Source organism: Roseinatronobacter sp. S2 (assembly GCF_029581395.1).
GTDB lineage: Bacteria > Pseudomonadota > Alphaproteobacteria > Rhodobacterales > Rhodobacteraceae > Roseinatronobacter.
Genome location: NZ_CP121113.1, coordinates 316789 through 334954, shown reverse-complemented (window position 1 = coordinate 334954; position 18166 = coordinate 316789). Strand labels below are relative to the sequence as shown.

At 58.2% G+C, this 18166-nt stretch carries 17 protein-coding genes and 1 tRNA gene; 8 read left to right on the top strand and 10 right to left on the bottom strand.

The features are described 5' to 3' along the window. Window positions 1-8 precede the first annotated feature (8 nt). From P8S53_RS01540 to rpsO, 4 genes are all read right to left on the bottom strand, one after another. Window positions 9-1493, bottom strand: a complete 1485-nt coding sequence (locus P8S53_RS01540; protein ID WP_277805413.1) for a hypothetical protein — start codon at window positions 1491-1493, stop codon at window positions 9-11. An 18-nt stretch (window positions 1494-1511) separates the two neighbouring features. Then, window positions 1512-2798 (bottom strand): hypothetical protein, encoded by a 1287-nt coding sequence (locus P8S53_RS01535; protein ID WP_277805412.1) that lies wholly within the window; start codon window positions 2796-2798, stop codon window positions 1512-1514. 2 nt (window positions 2799-2800) lie between these two features. Next, window positions 2801-3676: a hypothetical protein gene (locus P8S53_RS01530; RefSeq protein WP_277805411.1), complete on the bottom strand. Its 876-nt coding sequence runs from the start codon at window positions 3674-3676 to the stop codon at window positions 2801-2803. A 201-nt stretch (window positions 3677-3877) separates the two neighbouring features. Further along, window positions 3878-4147 carry a 30S ribosomal protein S15 gene (gene rpsO, locus P8S53_RS01525; RefSeq protein WP_277805410.1) on the bottom strand — a complete coding sequence of 90 codons (270 nt, stop codon included), beginning with the start codon at window positions 4145-4147 and terminating at the stop codon, window positions 3878-3880. 266 nt (window positions 4148-4413) lie between these two features. On the opposite strand from rpsO, the gene P8S53_RS01520 reads away from it, so the two are divergent. Then, window positions 4414-5430, top strand: coding sequence for a calcium-binding protein (locus P8S53_RS01520; protein ID WP_277805409.1), 1017 nt, complete (start codon window positions 4414-4416; stop codon window positions 5428-5430). A gap of 77 nt (window positions 5431-5507) precedes the next feature. Here the strand turns inward: P8S53_RS01520 and P8S53_RS01515 are convergent, their stop codons facing one another. Beyond that, entirely contained in the window at window positions 5508-5936 is a 429-nt protein-coding gene (locus tag P8S53_RS01515) for a peptidylprolyl isomerase (RefSeq protein WP_277805408.1), read from the bottom strand. A 187-nt stretch (window positions 5937-6123) separates the two neighbouring features. On the opposite strand from P8S53_RS01515, the gene P8S53_RS01510 reads away from it, so the two are divergent. Next, window positions 6124-6849 (top strand): tRNA (guanosine(46)-N(7))-methyltransferase TrmB, encoded by a 726-nt coding sequence (locus P8S53_RS01510; RefSeq protein ID WP_277805407.1) that lies wholly within the window; start codon window positions 6124-6126, stop codon window positions 6847-6849. Window positions 6850-7121: 272 nt separating this feature from the next. On the opposite strand, the gene fmt is transcribed toward P8S53_RS01510, so the two are convergent. The 3 genes from fmt to def (P8S53_RS01495) are packed head-to-tail and all read right to left on the bottom strand — an operon-like array spanning window position 7122 to window position 9037. After that, window positions 7122-8024, bottom strand: coding sequence for a methionyl-tRNA formyltransferase (fmt, locus tag P8S53_RS01505; protein WP_277805406.1), 903 nt, complete (start codon window positions 8022-8024; stop codon window positions 7122-7124). Then, window positions 8025-8519 carry a peptide deformylase gene (gene def / locus P8S53_RS01500; protein WP_277805405.1) on the bottom strand — a complete coding sequence of 165 codons (495 nt, stop codon included), beginning with the start codon at window positions 8517-8519 and terminating at the stop codon, window positions 8025-8027. Beyond that, window positions 8516-9037, bottom strand: a complete 522-nt coding sequence (def, locus tag P8S53_RS01495; protein ID WP_277805404.1) for a peptide deformylase — start codon at window positions 9035-9037, stop codon at window positions 8516-8518. Before def (P8S53_RS01495) ends, def (P8S53_RS01500) begins: the two co-directional genes overlap by 4 nt. 102 nt (window positions 9038-9139) lie before the next feature. On the opposite strand from def (P8S53_RS01495), the gene P8S53_RS01490 reads away from it, so the two are divergent. The 6 genes from P8S53_RS01490 (at window position 9140) to P8S53_RS01465 (ending at window position 16058) form a co-directional block, all read left to right on the top strand. Next, window positions 9140-10312, top strand: coding sequence for a MalY/PatB family protein (locus P8S53_RS01490; protein ID WP_277805403.1), 1173 nt, complete (start codon window positions 9140-9142; stop codon window positions 10310-10312). A gap of 99 nt (window positions 10313-10411) precedes the next feature. Then, entirely contained in the window at window positions 10412-11392 is a 981-nt protein-coding gene (locus tag P8S53_RS01485) for a glutathione S-transferase family protein (RefSeq protein WP_277805402.1), read from the top strand. 86 nt (window positions 11393-11478) lie between these two features. After that, complete coding sequence (locus P8S53_RS01480; RefSeq protein WP_277805401.1) at window positions 11479-12657, top strand: lytic murein transglycosylase; 1179 nt, start codon at window positions 11479-11481, stop codon at window positions 12655-12657. A 128-nt stretch (window positions 12658-12785) separates the two neighbouring features. Next, a complete protein-coding gene (locus P8S53_RS01475) occupies window positions 12786-13127 on the top strand; it encodes a DUF2853 family protein (protein WP_277805400.1) in 342 nt (113 codons plus the stop codon). 339 nt (window positions 13128-13466) lie between these two features. Continuing rightward, on the top strand, window positions 13467-15872 hold the full coding sequence (gene lon, locus P8S53_RS01470) for an endopeptidase La (RefSeq protein ID WP_277805399.1): 2406 nt from the start codon (window positions 13467-13469) through the stop codon (window positions 15870-15872). Window positions 15873-15983: 111 nt separating this feature from the next. Further along, window positions 15984-16058, top strand: a tRNA-Val gene (locus P8S53_RS01465). Window positions 16059-16189: 131 nt separating this feature from the next. Here the strand turns inward: P8S53_RS01465 and P8S53_RS01460 are convergent. Beyond that, window positions 16190-17557 carry an ammonium transporter gene (locus P8S53_RS01460; protein ID WP_306417818.1) on the bottom strand — a complete coding sequence of 456 codons (1368 nt, stop codon included), beginning with the start codon at window positions 17555-17557 and terminating at the stop codon, window positions 16190-16192. 41 nt (window positions 17558-17598) lie between these two features. Beyond that, the gene (locus P8S53_RS01455) at window positions 17599-17937 is read right to left on the bottom strand and encodes a P-II family nitrogen regulator (protein ID WP_277805398.1); all 339 of its coding nucleotides are present in this window, start codon (window positions 17935-17937) and stop codon (window positions 17599-17601) included. Between the last annotated feature and the right edge of the window lie 229 nt (window positions 17938-18166).

The following is an 18166-nucleotide window of genomic DNA, read 5'->3' as shown; positions in this document are numbered from 1 at the left end:
TGCAGCCCTTACAGAAAGCTGCGTTTCAGGGCGGGTTCGGGTGTTCGCGCGGCTGCCATAAGCCCGGTGCGGCCCGGCAAATTGCGCCAGTGTTCCAGTTGGGCCGTGCGGCTGCGCCGGTGCTGCAATTCGGCATGCCCCAGAAGTGCGCCTGCAATCAGCCATGTCAGCGAAACCAGTGTGGCATTGGGCAGCAGGTCCACCAGGCTGGCCCCAAGTATCAGGGCCAGAACGCCCACCTGTGGGGGAATTGCGCCTTCAGGCACCTGCCGATACCGCCACCACAATGCCAGCACAGGCAGGCACAGAAGCCCGAACAGCGCCAGATACCCCACCCAGCCCCATTGCCCGATGGTGATAACCCATTGCCCGTCACTGACGGATGTCATCTGGCCGGTGTCGGGGTCGAAAATCTGATTGCGCCCGTATCCGCCCCAGCCAAAAAACAGCTTCTCGGCCGCGCGGTCCAGCAGCAGGTCTTCATTGTCGAAACGGAACTGCAACGATTGCGCGCGTTCCGGCCCGCGCGCGTTGGCCAGCGCCACCAGCCTGTCGGTCGGCACCAGCCCTGCACCGCGCAGCAACGGATAGGTTAGCGCCAGCAGGGCCGCCAGTCCCGCGACGCGCAGTTGCATCTTTGGTGTCAGAAACACGACCAGCGCGGTAAGGGACAGCAGTATCAACAACGGTCCAAGGCTTTTCGTCAGAAGCACCATTGCGAACAGGAACACTGTGATAGCGCCAGCGCGCATCCGGTCCGACGGCGTGGCTTGTTTGGCAAAATGCAGTGCGGAAATAGCAGTCATGACCATGAACAGCGACAGCCACAGCCCGTGTGGCATGAAAACAATAGGGCGGAACCCGCCCTGGCGGATCATCTGACTGAAATCATGCTGGAAAAAACCATAGATATGGGTGTGCAACTGCGGGCTGAAACGGACTTCCCACAGGATTGGAACAGAATAGATCAGCCCCGCAATCACCAGCGCGCGCAGCAGTTCGGTTAATGCCTGTTCGCTGGCCAGCAGGTGACGCGCCATAAAGAAGGGCAGGATCATGATAAGCTGCCGCACCAGAATCGCCACGGAATCGTATATGCGCATGCCCGGAACAACCGTCGCATTCTCGCCAATCAGGGTCAGGCGTCCGCTTTGTATGGTGCCATATTCCAACGTGTCGGTGTTGAAAAACACGGCAATTACCGGCGCTGTGCACAGCACCACCACCAATGCCTTGCCCAGCAGACCATCGGGCAGCAAACGCGGGCGCATGTTCAGCATCACCAGACACAGCGCGAATGCTGTCAGATTGGGGATCGATGTCTTGTCGAAGGCGGGAATGACCGGCAGGTTGAATTCGGTCAGTTCCGGCAGCATCATATACCCGCCAAGAATGGCCCAGATAAAGGCGCGCTCCGTTGGCATTTTGCGAAACATCACCACGATCACAAATGGCCAGATCAGAAGTGCGGCATAGGCAATGGCGTTGGGCATGGTTTGATACCCCCCGCGCTATTGCTGGATCAGGGGGCTAAGCGTTGCTGCCAATGCAAGGACAAACAACGCCAGCCCGGCAAAGCGCGCGACGCGTATGCGGCGCCGGTCAGAAGGCAAAACAAGTTCCGGCAAAACCAGAACGGGGCGCATTCCGGTTTCGCGCTCAACCTGTCCCGCACTGCGCAATGCGGGGCGCAGAACCTCGTATGCGAATGCCGCCATGACCGCCAGAACGGCCGAGCCAAAGACCCCCATCAGCAAAGTGACCTTGCGGCTGCGTGACATCGGATATTCCGCAGGTGCGGCAGGTTCCAGAACTTCGAATGCGGCAATCTGCTGGCCCGTTTCCAGCCGCAGATTGGTTTCAGCGCTGGCGATCTGGTCGGAAATGTCGCGCAAACTGTCCTGTAGACGTTCTTCGCGTTGTGCAATGGCGGCCTGATCGCGCTCGATCTCGGCCACGCGGGTGAAAAACGGCTCCAGTTCGTCACGGCGGACATTCAGCCGGTCAAGTTCGGCCTGCCGCGTAACCAGCTGGTCCCCAAGCTGCGCCAGCCTGCGCTGGGTGCTGCCTTGCCGGTTTTGCGCCGCCAGTTCGGATTCCAGTGCTACGATTTCGGCTTCGGTGGATTGAATTGCTGTGGTCAGTTGCAGCAATTCCGAACGGCGCAGTTCCACATTGAAGGGCATTGCGTCAGGGTGCAGGGCCGCGAAGGCGCGTTGTTCTGCCTCGACTTCGCGCAGACTGGTTTGAGTCCGTTCCAGGCGTTCGCGCAAAAATGACAAGGTTTCGCGCGCGCGGGCCTCTCGTCCGGCACCGGTTTCGGCAATGATCATGGTGGCCAGCTCATTGGCGATATTCGCAGCTTTTGCGCCATTGTCAGCGCGGGCCTGAACGACGATCGACGACAACATTCCATCGCGCGCAAAGCCTATCGCGATGGCTTCGTTGCTCAAGAATGTGATTGATGCGCGCGTCGCCTCGACCCGGTCCTGCGTTGGCAGATCAGGATAAAGGTCGTATTTGTCGGCCAGCGCAAGCATGTTTTCGCGCGTTGTCAGGCGCTGTTCCACCAGTTGCAGCAAGCGCGCGGGCGCATTCTGAACACCTGTCATGCCAGCAAATTCGCCGGAAACAGTGTTCAGGCGCGCTGACAGGACCGTATGTGACTGGTAGACAGGGCTGGTTTGCAACGCCATAGCGGCGGCGATGATGGTGCCGATGCCCACCGTGACAAGCAACAGGTCAAGGCGGCGGCGCACGAAGTCGTAAAGTTCGGCAAGGGACTGGATCGGACCCATTGTCAGCGCCCCTTTGGTGCGGCTGCCGCGCGGTTCATTACCACGCCCAGAAACGCCGCCTGATCGTCCAGCACCCGTTCACAGGCCGCAATATCCTCGGCGCTGGTTTTGCGACTGTCGGAAACCACCAGAACCGCATCGATTCCCGGCAGCAGGTTCATGGCCGTGTCACCCTTCAGCAGGGGGGGCAGATCGCAGATGATGAAATCCGGTGCAATAAAGCCCAGAATGTCCTGCACGAAATCTGCAAAATCCTCGGCGGGGAATGCAGCGTTGCCTTGTCCGGCTTGGTTAAACCCAAGGGCCAGTGCCGAATTGGCGCGCCGCAGATGCGATTCTATCGGGATTTCACCCGTCAGCGCGGGCAGGATAGGCCCGTTTGGCACGGCTTCAAAATAACGGTGCAGGGCGGGATCGGCAAAATTCAGGTCAAGCCCCACGACATGCAGATCAGTGCGCCGCGCGAAACTGGCCAAAAGGCCGGCCGTGACAAAACTGGCACCTGCATCCGCATAGGGCGATGCGATCCCCAGACACCGGTGACCGCGTTTGCGAAAGGTCTGCACAAGCTGGGTGCGCAAGACATCAAACATCGCCGTTACCGCCGGGGTGCGTGCGTGCTCGTTGAATATACGCACGTTCTTGTCAACGCTGGTGTCGGGGGTGACAGGATCAAGGTGATCCCATGCCGCGCCATTCCACGGCACGACAGGCGCTTCAGCGCGGGTTCTGCCAATGTCATTGCGCTGCGCCGGACCGCCCGAAAGGGCAAGTCCGCGCCGCACCGGTATGGTATCCGGCTGCCCCTTGCCAGGTGTTCTGGCCGGCCCCGAACGCTTCATAAGCTGTTCCAGCTTTCGCGTGTTTACCATAATCATACCTGCCACCGGACGCACTTCTAGAACGCGATTGTTTCCTTATCGTGATATGTATCAGCGTATGGCGCTGTTTGGCGACAGAAATAAGGCAATTTAACGGCCATATGCTGTCACTTTTGCCCGACCTGCGGGCGGATTGCCTGAAATGAAAACGCCCGTCTTGTGAAAGACGGGCGTTCAAATCTTGATATATGTCGCGACTTAGCGGCGGATGCCCAGTTTCGCGATAAGAACGCGGTAACGGGCTTCGTCCTTGCTGCGCACATAATCCAGCAGCTTGCGGCGTGTGGCCACCAGTTTCAAAAGCCCACGACGGGAATGGTTGTCTTTTTTGTGGGTCTTGAAATGCTCTGTCAGGTTGGTGATGCGCTTGGTCAGCACAGCAACCTGAACTTCCGGCGAGCCGGTGTCGCCTTCGCCACGGGCAAATTCTTGAATCAGGCGGGTCTTGTCTTCTACGGTGATCGACATCGGGATCTCCTGTGTATTAGGGTTTTGGCGCAGGCCGGGATGTCGTCCAGCAGGGCCGTTATACCATGCCAAAGGCACAGGCGCGCCGGATAGACCATTTCCGGCATCAAGAAAAGCCTATTTTTCCAAGACAAGCGTTAACTAATTTTCCAGATTCACCAGAGCGTTTGACCAATACCGCTGTGAGAATCCGGCAAACTATGAAATAATAAGAACATTAAGCGAAATGAATTTCGGGTATTCGTTGCCATGTGGGGTGGTGCAATATGTTTATAATGATGGGTTTGTTTGGTGCCTTGCTTGCAGGCATTGCGGCGGACAGCATGTTTGCAACGTCTAAAGAGTCTGAAAATCAGGCGGATGATTCCCCCGATGATGCCGATGATGACGGGCTGTCCGATGCGGAATCGCAGCCCTCTATGATAGAAAATTCAGGGGGTCTGCTGGGCCGGATTGATGCGGATGACAGTTTGACTGACAGCGCAGCGGATCAGCAAGAAGACCTGTATTTCTTCGATGCGCCGGATGTGGCGGGATTGTTCGACGATCTGGATGAACGCATTCACAGCTCTGACCTGTTCCCGGAACCGGACCCTGAAAAACCCCTGCACCTGAATGGCGGGGACAGTGCGGCGTTGTTACAAGGCAGCAATCTGGACGACACGCTGACTGGCGGGGCCGGAAATGACACCCTTGCGGGCCTTGGCGGCGATGATTGGCTGCACGCCGGTCAGGGTGATACGCATATGAACGGCGGTGAAGGGAATGACACGCTGATTGGTGGCGCGGGGGATGATACACTGATTGGCGGCGCAGGGGATGATCTGCTGATTGCCGGTCAGGGCAACAACACGCTGAATGGCGGCGCGGGCAATGACACGCTGGTTGGCACCGCGCTGGATGACGACGGGCATGATATCAGCGGGCGCAATTTCCTGAATGGCGGCGATGGCGATGATTTGCTGATCGCCGGTCAGGGTGACTACCTGAATGGCGGCGACGGTTCTGATACATTTGCGCTGGGCGATTGGTTGCACGGTCGGGCGGCTGTCACCATTGTCGATTTCAACCCGCAGGATGATCAGATTGTTTTGCACTACGATCCGTCGCGACTGGCCCTGCCGCAGCTTTCAGTGCAATTCAGCACCGCTGACCCTGACACGGCACAGATCTGGCTGGATGGTCATTTGATTGCCAATGTGGCCCATGGCGCAGGGTTGACAGCGCAGGATATTGCGCTGGTGCCGGAATATCCCGACATATCGGGTATTGCCGCGGAGTGACGGGACGGGTGGAAACATAACAAGCGGGCAATGCAAGGGTGCTGTGGCACAGGATGCCCGCTTGTTATGTGGTGTCGTCAATTTACTGAAACGACCTCTACGGCGAAGGTCAGGTCTTTGCCGGCCAGCGGGTGGTTTGCATCCAGCGTTACGGCCTGATCTGTCACTTCGGCCACAGTCACTGGCATTGCGCGCCCGTCAGGGGTTTGCATCTGCAACATGGTGCCCGGGTCCAGTGGAATATCGGCGGGAATCTGGTCGCGCGGAACATCCTGACGGGCTTCAGGCTGGTAATCGCCATAGGCTTCGGTGCTGGGGATGGTCACAGTTTTCTGGTCGCCGACCGTCATGCCGTCAATCGCGCGGTCCAGACCGGGGATGATTGCGCCTGCGCCAAGCTGGAATTCCAGCGGATCGCGGCCTTCGGAGCTGTCGAAAACCGACCCGTCTGCCAAAGTTCCAGTGTAATGAATACGCACAGTATCGCCCGCTTTTGCTTGCGTCATGGTATATCCTTCCGAGTAGGGGGGAGTTGTGGGTTTGTCAGAGGCGCGCAATCTCGCACGGTGACTCTGGGCTTGCAGGTTCAAACATGGGGGTTTGGATGCTGTTTGTAAACCCATTCCCCCAAGCAGCTTGACCCAAGCTGCCAGCACCTGCATACCGACCGCGCAAAACCCATGGAATGAGCATATGTTACCGCCCAAGGCACCGCAGACGCGCAATTTTTACGGCCGAATCAAGGGAAAGTCCCTGAAGCCCGCGCAACAGCGCTATCTGGATCAGGATCTGGCCCAGTTGCACCCCAAGGGTGTCAGCGTGCAAGACAACCCCGACCGGCACATCGTGAACCCCGAAGATTTCTTTGGCGATGCGCGCCCGCTTTGGCTGGAAGTGGGGTTTGGCGGGGGCGAGCATCTGGTGCATCAATGCGCGCAAAACCCCGATGTGGGGATTATCGGCTGTGAACCCTATATCAATGGCGTGGCCATGTTGTTGGGTAAAATCCGGCAGGCGGGTGTGCGCAACCTGCGCGTCTATCCATGGGATGTGCGTGACCTGTTTGATGTTCTGCCCGACCAATGCCTTGATCGTGCGTTTTTGCTGTATCCCGACCCATGGCCCAAAGCCCGCCACCACCGCCGCCGCTTTGTGACGCCGGGGTATCTGGACCAGTTGGCGCGGGTGCTGAAACCGGGTGCAGTGTTTCGTGTGGCAACCGATATTCCCGATTATGTGCGCCAGACAATGGAAGAAGTGCCCGCCGCCGGTTTCGATTGCCTGACGCCCGCGCCCGCCGATTGGGTGCAGCCATGGGATGACTGGTATTCCACGCGGTATGAACAAAAAGCCCTGCGCGAAGGGCGTGCGCCCCATTACCTGACATTTCAGCGCAATGGCGACCCTGCGCGGGGGTGATGGTGTCGGAAGGTGAAGCTGGCTGGATTGCAACATTGAAGCACTTGCAAAGCCCGCGCTATCGGTGGGCCGGGGGCTGCCGATCCGACATGTGAGGGGTGCACTTTATGCAAGCTGCATACCCTTACTTAAATTGCTTGGCGTGTCGCTGGCCAAATCGGCAGGCCGCGGGACGGCCCACCGATGGCGCGGCGGCCTGCGCCCTTGATTCCGCGCCTTGGGAATACCCAAACGCCCCATTCAAGCAGGTGTAGACTCTACCCTGCCCAGCCTTAGCTGAAAACCACGCCTGTCACGGACCCCGCCCCGCGCAGCAGTTCCGCAGCGGACATGGCGCGCTTGCCTTCGCGTTGCACGTCAGTCACCTGCACCGCCCCCTTGCCGCAGGCGATTGTCAGCCCTGTCAGCACTTCGCCCGGTGCGCCGGTTCCGTCGACGGCCTGCGCTTGCAGCAGTTTCAGCCGCCCCAACGGGGTTTCGCACCATGCGCCCGGAAAGGGCGACAGCGCGCGGATCTGGCGTGCAACCTCATCAGCGGGGCGCGTCCAGTCAATGCGGGCTTCGGCCTTGTCGATCTTGGCGGCATAGGTGATGCCCGTTTCCGGCTGCGGTTGGGGCGTCAGGTCGGGCAACTTGTCAAGCGCGCGGACAATCAGCCCCGCACCCATCTGCGACAGGCGGTCATGCAGGGTCTGGGCGGTGTCATCGTCGCCAATGGGGGTGGAGTCAAACAGCAGAACCGGCCCCGTATCCAGCCCCGCTTCCATCTGCATGATGCAAATGCCGGTGTCATCATCGCCTGCCATGATCGCGCGCTGGATCGGCGCCGCCCCCCGCCAGCGCGGCAGAAGCGAGGCGTGGATATTCAGGCACCCCATGCGCGGCGCATCCAGCACGGTTTGCGGCAGGATCAGCCCGTAGGCCACCACCACGGCCACATCCGCGCCAAGGGCCGCAAATTCGGCCTGCGCCTGTGCATCCTTCAGGCTGACGGGGTGGCGCACAGGCAGGCCAAGCGCATCGGCGCGCGCATGCACCGCCGTCGGGCGGGGCTGTTTGCCACGGCCCGCAGGGCGCGGGGGCTGGGTATAGACGCACACGACATCATGCGCGGCATGAACCGCATCAAGTGCGGCAACCGAAAAATCCGGCGTGCCCATAAAGATAACGCGCATTCAGCCCGCCTTTCTGGCGCGGCGCAACAGCATGTCGCGCTTCAGCTTGCTGAGGTGGTCAAAATACATCTTGCCGTTCAGGTGGTCGATCTGGTGCTGCACGGACGTTGCCCAAAGACCCACGAAATCACGGTCTTCGGGCACGCCGGTGTCATTTATAAACCGCACCGTCACGGCGCGGGGCCGGTCGATGCTGGCCCAGACACCGGGCAGGTTGGGGCTTGCTTCGTCATGGCTGCGCATCTGCGCGCTGGCGTGCAGAATTTCGGGGTTGGCCATGCGCACCACCTGCCCGCGATTGTCCGAGGCATCGACCACCGCCAGCCGCAGCATGACCCCGATTTGCGGCGCGGCCAGCCCGACACCGGGCATCGCTTCCATCGTGTCGATCATATCCGCCCAGATGGCGCGAATGTCGTCGGTAATTGCATCAACCGGTGCCGCAGGACTGCGCAGGCGTTTATCAGGCCACGGGATGCAGGGCCGCACACTCATCCACGGGCCTGTTCGCGTTTCAGTTTGACCATCTTGCGCGTGATCATCTGGCGTTTGATCGCGCCCAGATGGTCGATGAACAGCTTGCCGTTCAGGTGGTCCAGCTCATGCTGTGCACAGGTGGCCCAAAGCCCGTCAAATTCGTCTTCGTGCAATTTTCCGTCAAGGCCCATCCAGCGCATGGTTACCAGCTTGGGGCGGGTGACTTCGGCGTAGTGTTCGGGGATGGACAGACACCCTTCTTCATAGGTGTTCATCTCGTCCGATGTGGCGATGATTTCGGGGTTGATCAGCACCATGGGGCGGGGGGCCTCGCCTTCTTCCTTGACGCAATCGATGACGAACATGCGCTTCAATACGCCCACTTGTGGCGCGGCCAGTCCAATGCCGGGGGCATCATACATGGTTTGCAGCATATCTTCTGCCAGCTTGCCAATATCAGAGGTTATCCCGTCAATCGGGGTGCAAGGCTTCTTCAGCCGCGGGTCGGGGTGTATCAGGATCGGGCGCAGGGTCATGTTTTGCGATTTAAGCCAAGCCACACGCCTGTTCAATGGGGCATTTTCCGCTTGCAGCGCCAGCGCGCACAGGCCAGCTTGTTCCAAAACCGGAGGCACCCCATGAATTTCGACCAGATCATCGACCGGCGCGGCACCCATTCCATGAAATGGGACATGATGCAGGACCGTTATGGCGTATCTCCCGACACCGGAATTTCCATGTGGGTGGCCGATATGGACTTTCGCCCGCCTTCCTGTGTGCAGGACGCGCTGCAAAAGGCGGTGGACCACGGCGTGTATGGCTATTTCGGTGATGATGATGCGTATCGCGCCGCAATTTGCTGGTGGATGGCGAACCGCCATGGCTGGCAGGTGGATTCTGCCCATATTTTCACCACGCATGGTTTGGTGAATGCAATTGGCCTGTGTTTGCACACATGGACACAGCCGGGTGACGGGGTGGTGCTGTTCACGCCCGTCTACCATGCCTTTGCGCGCACCATTCACGCCGCAGGGCGCAAGGTGGTCGAATGCCCGCTGTCGCTGAATGATGGTGCCTATGAAATGGATTTCGACGCCGCCGATGCGCTGATGACCGGGCAGGAACGCATGCTGATCCTGTGTTCACCGCATAACCCCGGCGGGCGTGTGTGGACGGCGCAGGAATTGCGTGATGTCGCCGATTTTTGTGCGCGTCATGATCTGCTGCTGGTATCAGATGAAATTCACCATGATCTGGTGATGCCCGGTGCCACGCATGTTCCCATGCCGGTGGCCGCACCGGATTGCGCGGATCGTCTGGTTATGCTGACTGCCGCATCCAAGACATTCAACCTTGCTGGCACGCATTGCGGCAATGTCATCATTGCCGATGACAAATTGCGCGGGCAGTTCGCCAATACGCTGGCCGCGATGGGCATTTCGCCCAATTCCTTTGGTCTGCATGCGGTGACGGCGGCGTATTCGCCAGCGGGCGCGGAATGGGTTGATGCGCTGTGCACCTATCTGGATGGCAACCGGCGGGTGTTTGATGCAGGCATGAATGCCATTCCCGGCGTGCAATCCATGGCGTTGCAATCCACCTATCTGGCGTGGGTGGATTTTTCGGGCACGGGCATGGACCCGCAGGAATTCACCGCAAGGGTCGAGCGTGACGCCCAGATTGCCGCCAATCACGGGCCGACATTTGGCACGGGCGGCACATCCTATCTGCGTTTCAACCTTGGGGCGCCGCGATCGGTGGTTGAAACTGCGGTGGCGCGTTTGCAAGCGGCGTTCAAAGACCTGCAATAGGGGGTGTGCGCAGGTCATGCACAGGGCGCGTGCGTGAATGCAGATTGCGCGACCACCGCCCCAACCCATATGTCCATTCAAGCAAATGGAGGGTTTAATATGGGCCGATTGATTGACGGCGAATGGTCAAGTGAATGGTATGACACCAGCAAAACCGGCGGCGCGTTCAAACGCGACACGTCGCGGTTTCGCAACTGGGTCACAGCAGATGGCAGCGCAGGCCCGTCTGGCGAAGGCGGGTTCAAGGCCGAAGCGGGGCGCTATCATCTGTATGTGTCCTATGCGTGCCCATGGGCACATCGCACACTGATTTTCCGCAAGCTGAAAGGGCTGGACGGGCTGATTGACGTGTCGGCGGTTCACCCCGACATGCTGAATGACGGCTGGACCTTCGCAGAGGATTTTGCTGGTGCAACCGGCGACCGGCTGTTCGGGCATAAATTCATGCGCGATGTCTACACACAGGCCGATCCAAAGATTTCAGGCCGCGTCACTGTGCCTGTGCTGTGGGACAAAAAGCGCGGCACAATCGTGTCAAACGAGTCTGCCGAAATTATCCGCATGTTCAATTCAGCCTTTGACGGGCTGACCGGCAATAGTGACGATTACTACCCCGAAGCGCTGCGGGCCGATATTGATGCGGTGAACGACCGTATCTATGACACGGTGAACAATGGCGTTTACAAATCCGGCTTTGCCACAACGCAGGCCGCCTATGATGAAGCGGTGGTTCCGCTGTTCCAGTCCCTTGACTGGCTGGAGGACCGCCTGACCGGGCAGCGCTACCTGATGGGCGATACCCTGACCGAAGCCGACTGGCGGCTTTTCACCACATTGGTGCGGTTTGACAGCGTGTATCACCTGCATTTCAAATGCAATCGCCGCCGGATTGTGGATTACCCCGCATTGTGGGCCTATACGCGCGATCTGTTCCAGCATGCGGGCGTGGGTGAAACCGTGAATTTTGCCCATATCGTGCGGCATTACCATTACAGTCACGATACGATAAACCCGAACCGGATTATTCCCATCAATCCGGACCTTGATTTCAACGCACCCCATGGTCGTGCCACGCTTTGATCAGGCACATCCGCGCTGTTCACACAAAAGCGATTCCCATAAGATTTGTCCTGCGCTAACGTGGGACAAATTTTTTAGGGGGTGGTATGCGTTTTCTTCCGGTTCTGGCGGCAGTTCTTAGTTTTGGTTTGGGCTCAACGGCACAGGCGCAAAGTTGCGGTGGCAATTTCGGATCATTTGTTCAGGGCCTGAAATCAGAGGCGGCGACCCGCGGCTTTGACCGCGCGTTGATTGAAAATTTCTTTGCCAATGTCCGGCATGAACAATCTGTTCTGAATGCGGACCGGCGGCAGGGCATTTTTCAACGCCCGTTTCTGGATTTCTCGCGCGCGTTGATTTCGCAAAACCGGATGAATGCGGGGCGGGCCAATGCCGACCGTCACGCGAATATTTTTCGCGCGGCGCAACAGACCTATGGTGTTCAACCGGGCATCCTGCTGGCGTTCTGGGCGTTTGAAACTGATTTCGGCGCGGTTCAGGGCGATTTCAACACGGTCAACGCGCTGGTGACGCTGTCGCATGATTGCCGTCGCCCCGAATTGTTCCGCCCGCAGGTGTTTTCTGCGATTGAAATGTATCGCCGTGGCATGCTGGACCCCGCGCGCACGCGCGGCGCGTGGGCTGGTGAAATCGGCATGGTGCAGAAATTGCCGTCTGACATCATAAATCATGCGGTCGATGGTGACGGTGACGGGCGGATTGACCTGCAAAACTCCGTCCCCGATTCGATCCTGTCGGCCGCGTCCATGCTGCGCGCCAAGGGCTGGCGCGCGAACGAGCCATGGATGCATGAAGTCGCCCTGCCAGGCGGGCTGGACCTGACACAGACAGGGCTGCGCACCGAACTGACCGTCAGCCAGTGGCAACAACTGGGCGTGCGCCCCACGCATGGCAGCCTGCCAGCCGGGAATATGCGCGCGTCTGTCATCCTGCCGCAGGGCCATCGCGGGCCGGCGTTCATGGTGTTCCCGAATTTCAACACGCTGTTTGAATGGAACCAAAGCTTTATCTACATCACCACAGCCGCCTATTTTGCCACGCGCCTGATGGGGGCGCCTGTCTATCAGGCGGGCAATCCCGAACAGGGGCTGAATCAGGATCAGATGCGCCAGTTGCAGCAAAAACTGGCACAGCGCGGGTTCGATGTGGGCGGTATTGACGGCATTCTTGGCGCGAATACGCGTGTTGCAGTGCAGGATATACAGGCGCAGCTTGGCCTGCCCGCAGATGGTTGGCCAACCCCGCAATTGTTGCGCATGCTGTAACGCGATTGCGGCATTTCAGGCGCTTGTGCAAATTTATCTTGGTTTTGCGCGGGTTTTCTTACACTCTTCACGCCTGCGAGAGGGTCGCGCAGAAAAAGTGTAATTGTGCAAGTTAATGGAGTGATGCCATGGGACGCAGGGATGAATTGATTGAACGCTATGCTTCTGATTTAAAAGAAAAATGCGGGGTAGGCCCCGATATGGACCTATTGCGTAAGGTGACGATAGGATGTGGCCCATCCATCTATAATGCAGATGCCAGCACGGTTGCGGCCACCCAGCAACACGAACTTGATACTGTGCGCAGGGGCTTTTTGATCAAGAAGCTCGGTCTGCCGGACGGGCCAGAGCTGAACACCGCGATTGATGCTGTCATTGAACAATATGGCCGGTCAGAACGGAACAAATACCGCGCGGTTGTCTATTATTTGCTGGTCAGGCATTTCGGCAAGGAAGCTGTTTACAGCTGAGCGCGGTGATTCAAGTTTTAGGTTTTGTTCGCTTGTAATTGGCGGGCATGACTGCTTTGATCAAAGGGCGGGTCAGGATGGCCGGCCTTCTTCTTCCGGTGCTGTGAAGGGCATATGGGTGAGTGGGGCCGCGATCTATGCGCGGCCCCGTTTCCTTATTGTCTGCCTTTATTTCCGGTTTGACACGGCATTGTCAGATGCCTGTCCAGAAATGACCTTTTTCCGGCAGTATTCCGATTGTGATGGAATTTTTCAGGCGGTAGGTTGAAACACCCCGACGCAGACCCTTATTTGTGCGTTGTAGGTGCCGTTGGCGCCGCCAGAACAAAGGACTTGGTCATGAGTGAATTCAGCAGTTTCCCGGTTTTGCCGCTGCGTGACATGGTGGTGTTTCCCCATATGATTGTTCCCCTGTTCGTGGGGCGAGAAAAATCCGTGCGCGCACTGGAAGCTGTGATGGCGGATGACAAGCAGATCCTGCTTGTCTCGCAAAAAGATCACACGCAGGAAGATCCGGGCAGTGATGACATTTACCGCATCGGTGTGCTGGCCAATGTCCTGCAATTGCTGAAACTGCCCGATGGCACAGTGAAGGTGCTGGTCGAAGGGCGGGCGCGTGTGCGCATTTCAGAGTTTCTGGACAATGATGCCTATTTTGAAGCCATGGTGCAGCCGGTGCCGGATAAACCCGGTGATACGGCCACAACGAAAGCGCTGATGCGTTCGGTTCAGGGTGAATTCGAACGCTATGCCAAGGTTCGCAAGAACATCCCTGATGAAGCGCAGACCGCCATTGCCGAAGCCACGGACTCTGCAACGCTGGCAGATCTGGCCGCAGGCCATCTGGGTGCAAGTGTTGAGCAGAAACAAGACCTTCTGGAAAAGCAGGATATTGCTGCCCGACTGGAAGAAATTTACGGGCTGATGCAGGGGGAACTGTCGGTCCTTCAGGTGGAACGCAAGATCAAGACCCGCGTGAAAAGCCAGATGGAACGCACCCAGCGTGAATATTACCTGAATGAGCAGATGAAGGCCATTCAGAAGGAACTGGGCGATGGCGAAGATGGCCAGAATGAAGTGGCCGAACTGGAGCAGCGCATCGCGGCCACCAAATTGTCCAAGGAAGCCCGCACCAAGGCCGAGGCCGAAGTCAAGAAGCTGAAGAACATGTCGCCCATGTCCGCAGAAGCGACCGTGGTGCGCAACTATCTGGACTGGATGCTGGCCATTCCGTGGGGCACCAAAAGCCGCGTCAAGAAAGATCTTGGCCGCGCGCAGGAAGTGCTGGATCAGGATCACTACAGTCTGGACAAGGTCAAGGAACGCATTGTCGAATACCTGGCTGTTCAGGCGCGTTCAGCCAAGCTGAAAGGCCCGATCATGTGCCTTGTCGGCCCGCCGGGTGTGGGCAAAACCAGCCTTGGCCGGTCGGTTGCGAAGGCAACAGGGCGCGAATTCATCCGCATCTCGCTGGGTGGCGTGCGCGACGAATCTGAAATTCGCGGCCACCGGCGCACCTATATCGGGTCCATGCCGGGCAAGATCATTCAGGCGCTGAAAAAGGCCAAGACCACGAACCCGCTGATCCTGCTGGATGAGATTGACAAGATGGGGCAGGATTTCCGCGGCGACCCTGCCAGCGCCATGCTGGAGGTTCTGGATCCTGAACAAAATTCTACCTTTGTGGATCATTATCTGGAAGTCGAATATGACCTGTCCAATGTCATGTTCCTGACCACGGCCAACACCTACAACATGCCCGGCCCGCTTCTGGACCGGATGGAGGTTATTCCTCTGTCCGGCTACACCGAGGATGAGAAGCTGGAAATCGCGCGGCACCACCTGCTGCCCAAATCCGTCAAGAACCATGGTTTGCGCCGCGGGGAAATGACGATTTCTGACGGGGCCATCACCGAAATCATCCGCCGCTACACGCGCGAAGCGGGCGTGCGGAACCTTGAACGTGAACTGAACAAGATTGCGCGCAAGGCGGTGACCAAGATCATCAAGAAGGAAACCGACAAGGTGATCGTCGCGCGGGACAACCTGTCGGATTTTCTGGGTGTGTCGCGGTTCCGCTTTGGTCTGGCCGAAAAAGAAGACCAGATCGGCGTTGTCACCGGCCTTGCATGGACGCAGGTGGGCGGCGATCTGCTGCAAATCGAAGCGCTGCGCCTGCCGGGCAAGGGCCGGATGAAAACCACTGGCAAGCTGGGCGATGTGATGAAGGAATCCATCGATGCGGCAAATTCCTTCGTGCGCTCGATCGCGCCTGATATCGGGGTAAAACCGCCACGTTTTGACGCGCTGGACATCCATGTTCACGTCCCCGAAGGTGCCACGCCAAAAGACGGGCCAAGTGCCGGCGTTGCGATGGTGACATCTATTGTGTCGGTGCTGACGCAAATTCCGGTGCGCCGCGATATTGCCATGACCGGCGAAGTGACCTTGCGCGGCAACGTGCTGGCCATCGGCGGGCTGAAGGAAAAGCTGCTGGCAGCCTTGCGCGGTGGAATAACGACTGTTCTTATCCCGCAGGACAACGTCAAGGATCTGAGTGAGATCCCCGACAATGTCAAAGAGGGGCTGACAATCATTCCGGTCGAGAATGTGCGTGATGTGTTGGTGCATGCGCTTGTCTCGCAGCCAAGCCCCGTGGAATGGGATGAAGCGGCCGATGAAGCCGCGCGTCTGGCGCGGATTGCGGCGCCGTCATCGAATGACAAGCCCCGCGCCGCACATTGACGCGCTGACATGAAACCACAAAACCGCCCCCAAGGGGGCGGTTTTTCTATGGGGTTTCGTTGTCTGCCCCTCTTGCGCAGATGCAGTCTTGCGGGTAATGAACCGCGCAGGGGGCGATTAGCTCAGTGGTAGAGCGCTTCGTTCACATCGAAGATGTCAGCGGTTCAAATCCGTTATCGCCCACCATTCCCCTTGATCAGTATGGCCTGTGCCCAGCGCGATTCTATGTGCATTCGGTTGCGTGCTTCAGGCCCGTTTCACATAGAAAAAGGCCCGATCCAGTGACCGGGCCTTTTGGTGTTCAAGGGTGTTTCAGCTTAGCCTTTGCTGAATTCAGGATAGGCTTCCATGCCCAGTTCGGTTGTGTCCAGACCGGTGATCTGGTCCTCGTCACTGACGCGGATACCCACGATGGCTTTTAGGATCAGCCACACAATCAGCGATGCGATGAACATGAAGGCACCGATTGCCACGATCCCGATGATCTGCGCCGAGATGGTTGCATCAGGGTTGGTCAGAACAACCGCCAGCGTGCCCCAGATACCTGCGAACAGGTGAACCGGAATTGCGCCTACGACATCATCCAGCTTCAGCTTGTCCAGCAGCGGAACGGTCAGAACAACGATCACACCGCCAACAGCGCCGATCAGCGTTGCGGCACCCAGACCCGGTGTCAGGGGTTCTGCGGTGATCGACACCAGACCAGCCAGCGCGCCGTTCAGAACCATCGTAAGATCAGGCTTGGTATACAGGAACTTTGACAGGATCAGCGCGGCAATCGCACCACCGGCAGCGGCCGTGTTGGTGTTTGCGAAGATACGGCTGACATCTGCAACATCGCTGACAGTGCCCATGGCAAGTTGCGACGCGCCATTAAAGCCGAACCAACCCAGCCACAGGATGAACATGCCCAGCGTGGCCAGCGGCAGGTTCGAACCGGCCATAACCGTTACGCGGCCATCCTTGCCATATTTGCCTGTGCGTGCGCCCAGAACGATAACCCCGGCCAATGCAGCCCAGCCACCGGCGCCATGCACGATGGAAGACCCGGCAAAGTCAAGGAAGCCCAACTCGTCCAGGAAGCCTTCGCCCCAGCTCCAGCTGGCCTGAATGGGATAGATGATGCCGGTCAGGACGACGACAAAGCCAAGGAAAGGCCACAGTTTGATGCGTTCGGCCACGGCACCTGATACGATCGATGCAACGGCTGCACAGAACATCAGCTGGAAGATGAAGTCAGACCCGATGGAGGCATATTCAACATCATCCAGATCCTCGAATGCGACGCCGACAGGTTCCAGCACGGTTGGCGCAATGCCACCCAGCCAGCCTTCGACAACCCAATCGCCCAGCGGGTACATCAGGTTAAACCCGACGACGAAATAGGCAACGGTCGCAACCGAAAACAGGGCTACGTTTTTGATAAGCTGCATTGTGGCGTTCTTGGAACGCACAAGGCCGGTTTCCAGCATACAAAAGCCGGCAGCCATGAAGAACACCAGAAAACCGCCAACCAGAAACAGCAGCGAGTTCATGATGAACACCATTTCCATGTTCAGGCGTTCAACTGAATCCATGCCGGTTTCTGCGACGGCTTCTGCAGCTTCAGCGGCTTCCTGCGCGAAGCCCAGACTGGGCAGCAGCGCCGCCGCGGCCACAAGGGGTATGAGTTTTTTAAGTTGCATCTGCATTTGTCCTTTTGGTCTTTTCCCAGAGTTTCCGCGTTTCAAAGTGCGTCATCGCCGGTTTCACCGGTGCGCACGCGTGTTGCTGCCGCCAGATCCAGCACGAAAATCTTGCCATCGCCGATTTTGTCGGTGCGTGCCGTTTTTTGCAGCGTTTCCACGACCTGATCGGCCATGCCGTCGGACACAGCGATTTCCAGTTTCAGTTTCGGCACGAAATTCACGGCATATTCAGCGCCACGATAGATTTCTGTGTGACCTGATTGTGCGCCGAAGCCTTTGATTTCGGTGACCATCATTCCGCGCACGCCGATCGAGGTAAGCGCTTCGCGCACCTCTTCCAGCTTGAACGGTTTTATTGCCGCTATGATGTATTTCACGGTACGTTCCCCTTTCCACTACTGCAGGGACCCCCTCGGGCCTCAGGCACAATCAGCGCGGAAAGGGGGTAGGGCCTCAATCATTTGCGGCGCGGTAGCAGGCCAGAGTTCACGAAAACCGAAAAAAAATGCACAAAATAGCATCGATGCACAAATAATAGGCAAAACTGAATCGTGACTTGACGCAAGCACCGCAACACTTTGTTACGAAGGTGCTGGTCAGATGCCA

What these genes read in the sequence shown, in the direction of transcription:
- P8S53_RS01515 (WP_277805408.1), bottom strand. Translation starts at nt 5,936, where the DNA reads ATGACGCAAGCAAAAGCGGGCGATACTGTGCGTATTCATTACACTGGA.
- P8S53_RS01485 (WP_277805402.1), top strand. Translation starts at nt 10,412, where the DNA reads ATGGGCCGATTGATTGACGGCGAATGGTCAAGTGAATGGTATGACACC.
- P8S53_RS01540 (WP_277805413.1), bottom strand. Translation starts at nt 1,493, where the DNA reads ATGCCCAACGCCATTGCCTATGCCGCACTTCTGATCTGGCCATTTGTG.
- P8S53_RS01480 (WP_277805401.1), top strand. Translation starts at nt 11,479, where the DNA reads ATGCGTTTTCTTCCGGTTCTGGCGGCAGTTCTTAGTTTTGGTTTGGGC.
- P8S53_RS01530 (WP_277805411.1), bottom strand. Translation starts at nt 3,676, where the DNA reads ATGATTATGGTAAACACGCGAAAGCTGGAACAGCTTATGAAGCGTTCG.
- P8S53_RS01490 (WP_277805403.1), top strand. Translation starts at nt 9,140, where the DNA reads ATGAATTTCGACCAGATCATCGACCGGCGCGGCACCCATTCCATGAAA.
- def (WP_277805405.1), bottom strand. Translation starts at nt 8,519, where the DNA reads ATGAGTGTGCGGCCCTGCATCCCGTGGCCTGATAAACGCCTGCGCAGT.
- P8S53_RS01535 (WP_277805412.1), bottom strand. Translation starts at nt 2,798, where the DNA reads ATGGGTCCGATCCAGTCCCTTGCCGAACTTTACGACTTCGTGCGCCGC.
- P8S53_RS01475 (WP_277805400.1), top strand. Translation starts at nt 12,786, where the DNA reads ATGGGACGCAGGGATGAATTGATTGAACGCTATGCTTCTGATTTAAAA.
- P8S53_RS01460 (WP_306417818.1), bottom strand. Translation starts at nt 17,557, where the DNA reads ATGCAACTTAAAAAACTCATACCCCTTGTGGCCGCGGCGGCGCTGCTG.
- P8S53_RS01510 (WP_277805407.1), top strand. Translation starts at nt 6,124, where the DNA reads ATGTTACCGCCCAAGGCACCGCAGACGCGCAATTTTTACGGCCGAATC.
- rpsO (WP_277805410.1), bottom strand. Translation starts at nt 4,147, where the DNA reads ATGTCGATCACCGTAGAAGACAAGACCCGCCTGATTCAAGAATTTGCC.
- def (WP_277805404.1), bottom strand. Translation starts at nt 9,037, where the DNA reads ATGACCCTGCGCCCGATCCTGATACACCCCGACCCGCGGCTGAAGAAG.
- fmt (WP_277805406.1), bottom strand. Translation starts at nt 8,024, where the DNA reads ATGCGCGTTATCTTTATGGGCACGCCGGATTTTTCGGTTGCCGCACTT.
- lon (WP_277805399.1), top strand. Translation starts at nt 13,467, where the DNA reads ATGAGTGAATTCAGCAGTTTCCCGGTTTTGCCGCTGCGTGACATGGTG.
- P8S53_RS01520 (WP_277805409.1), top strand. Translation starts at nt 4,414, where the DNA reads ATGTTTATAATGATGGGTTTGTTTGGTGCCTTGCTTGCAGGCATTGCG.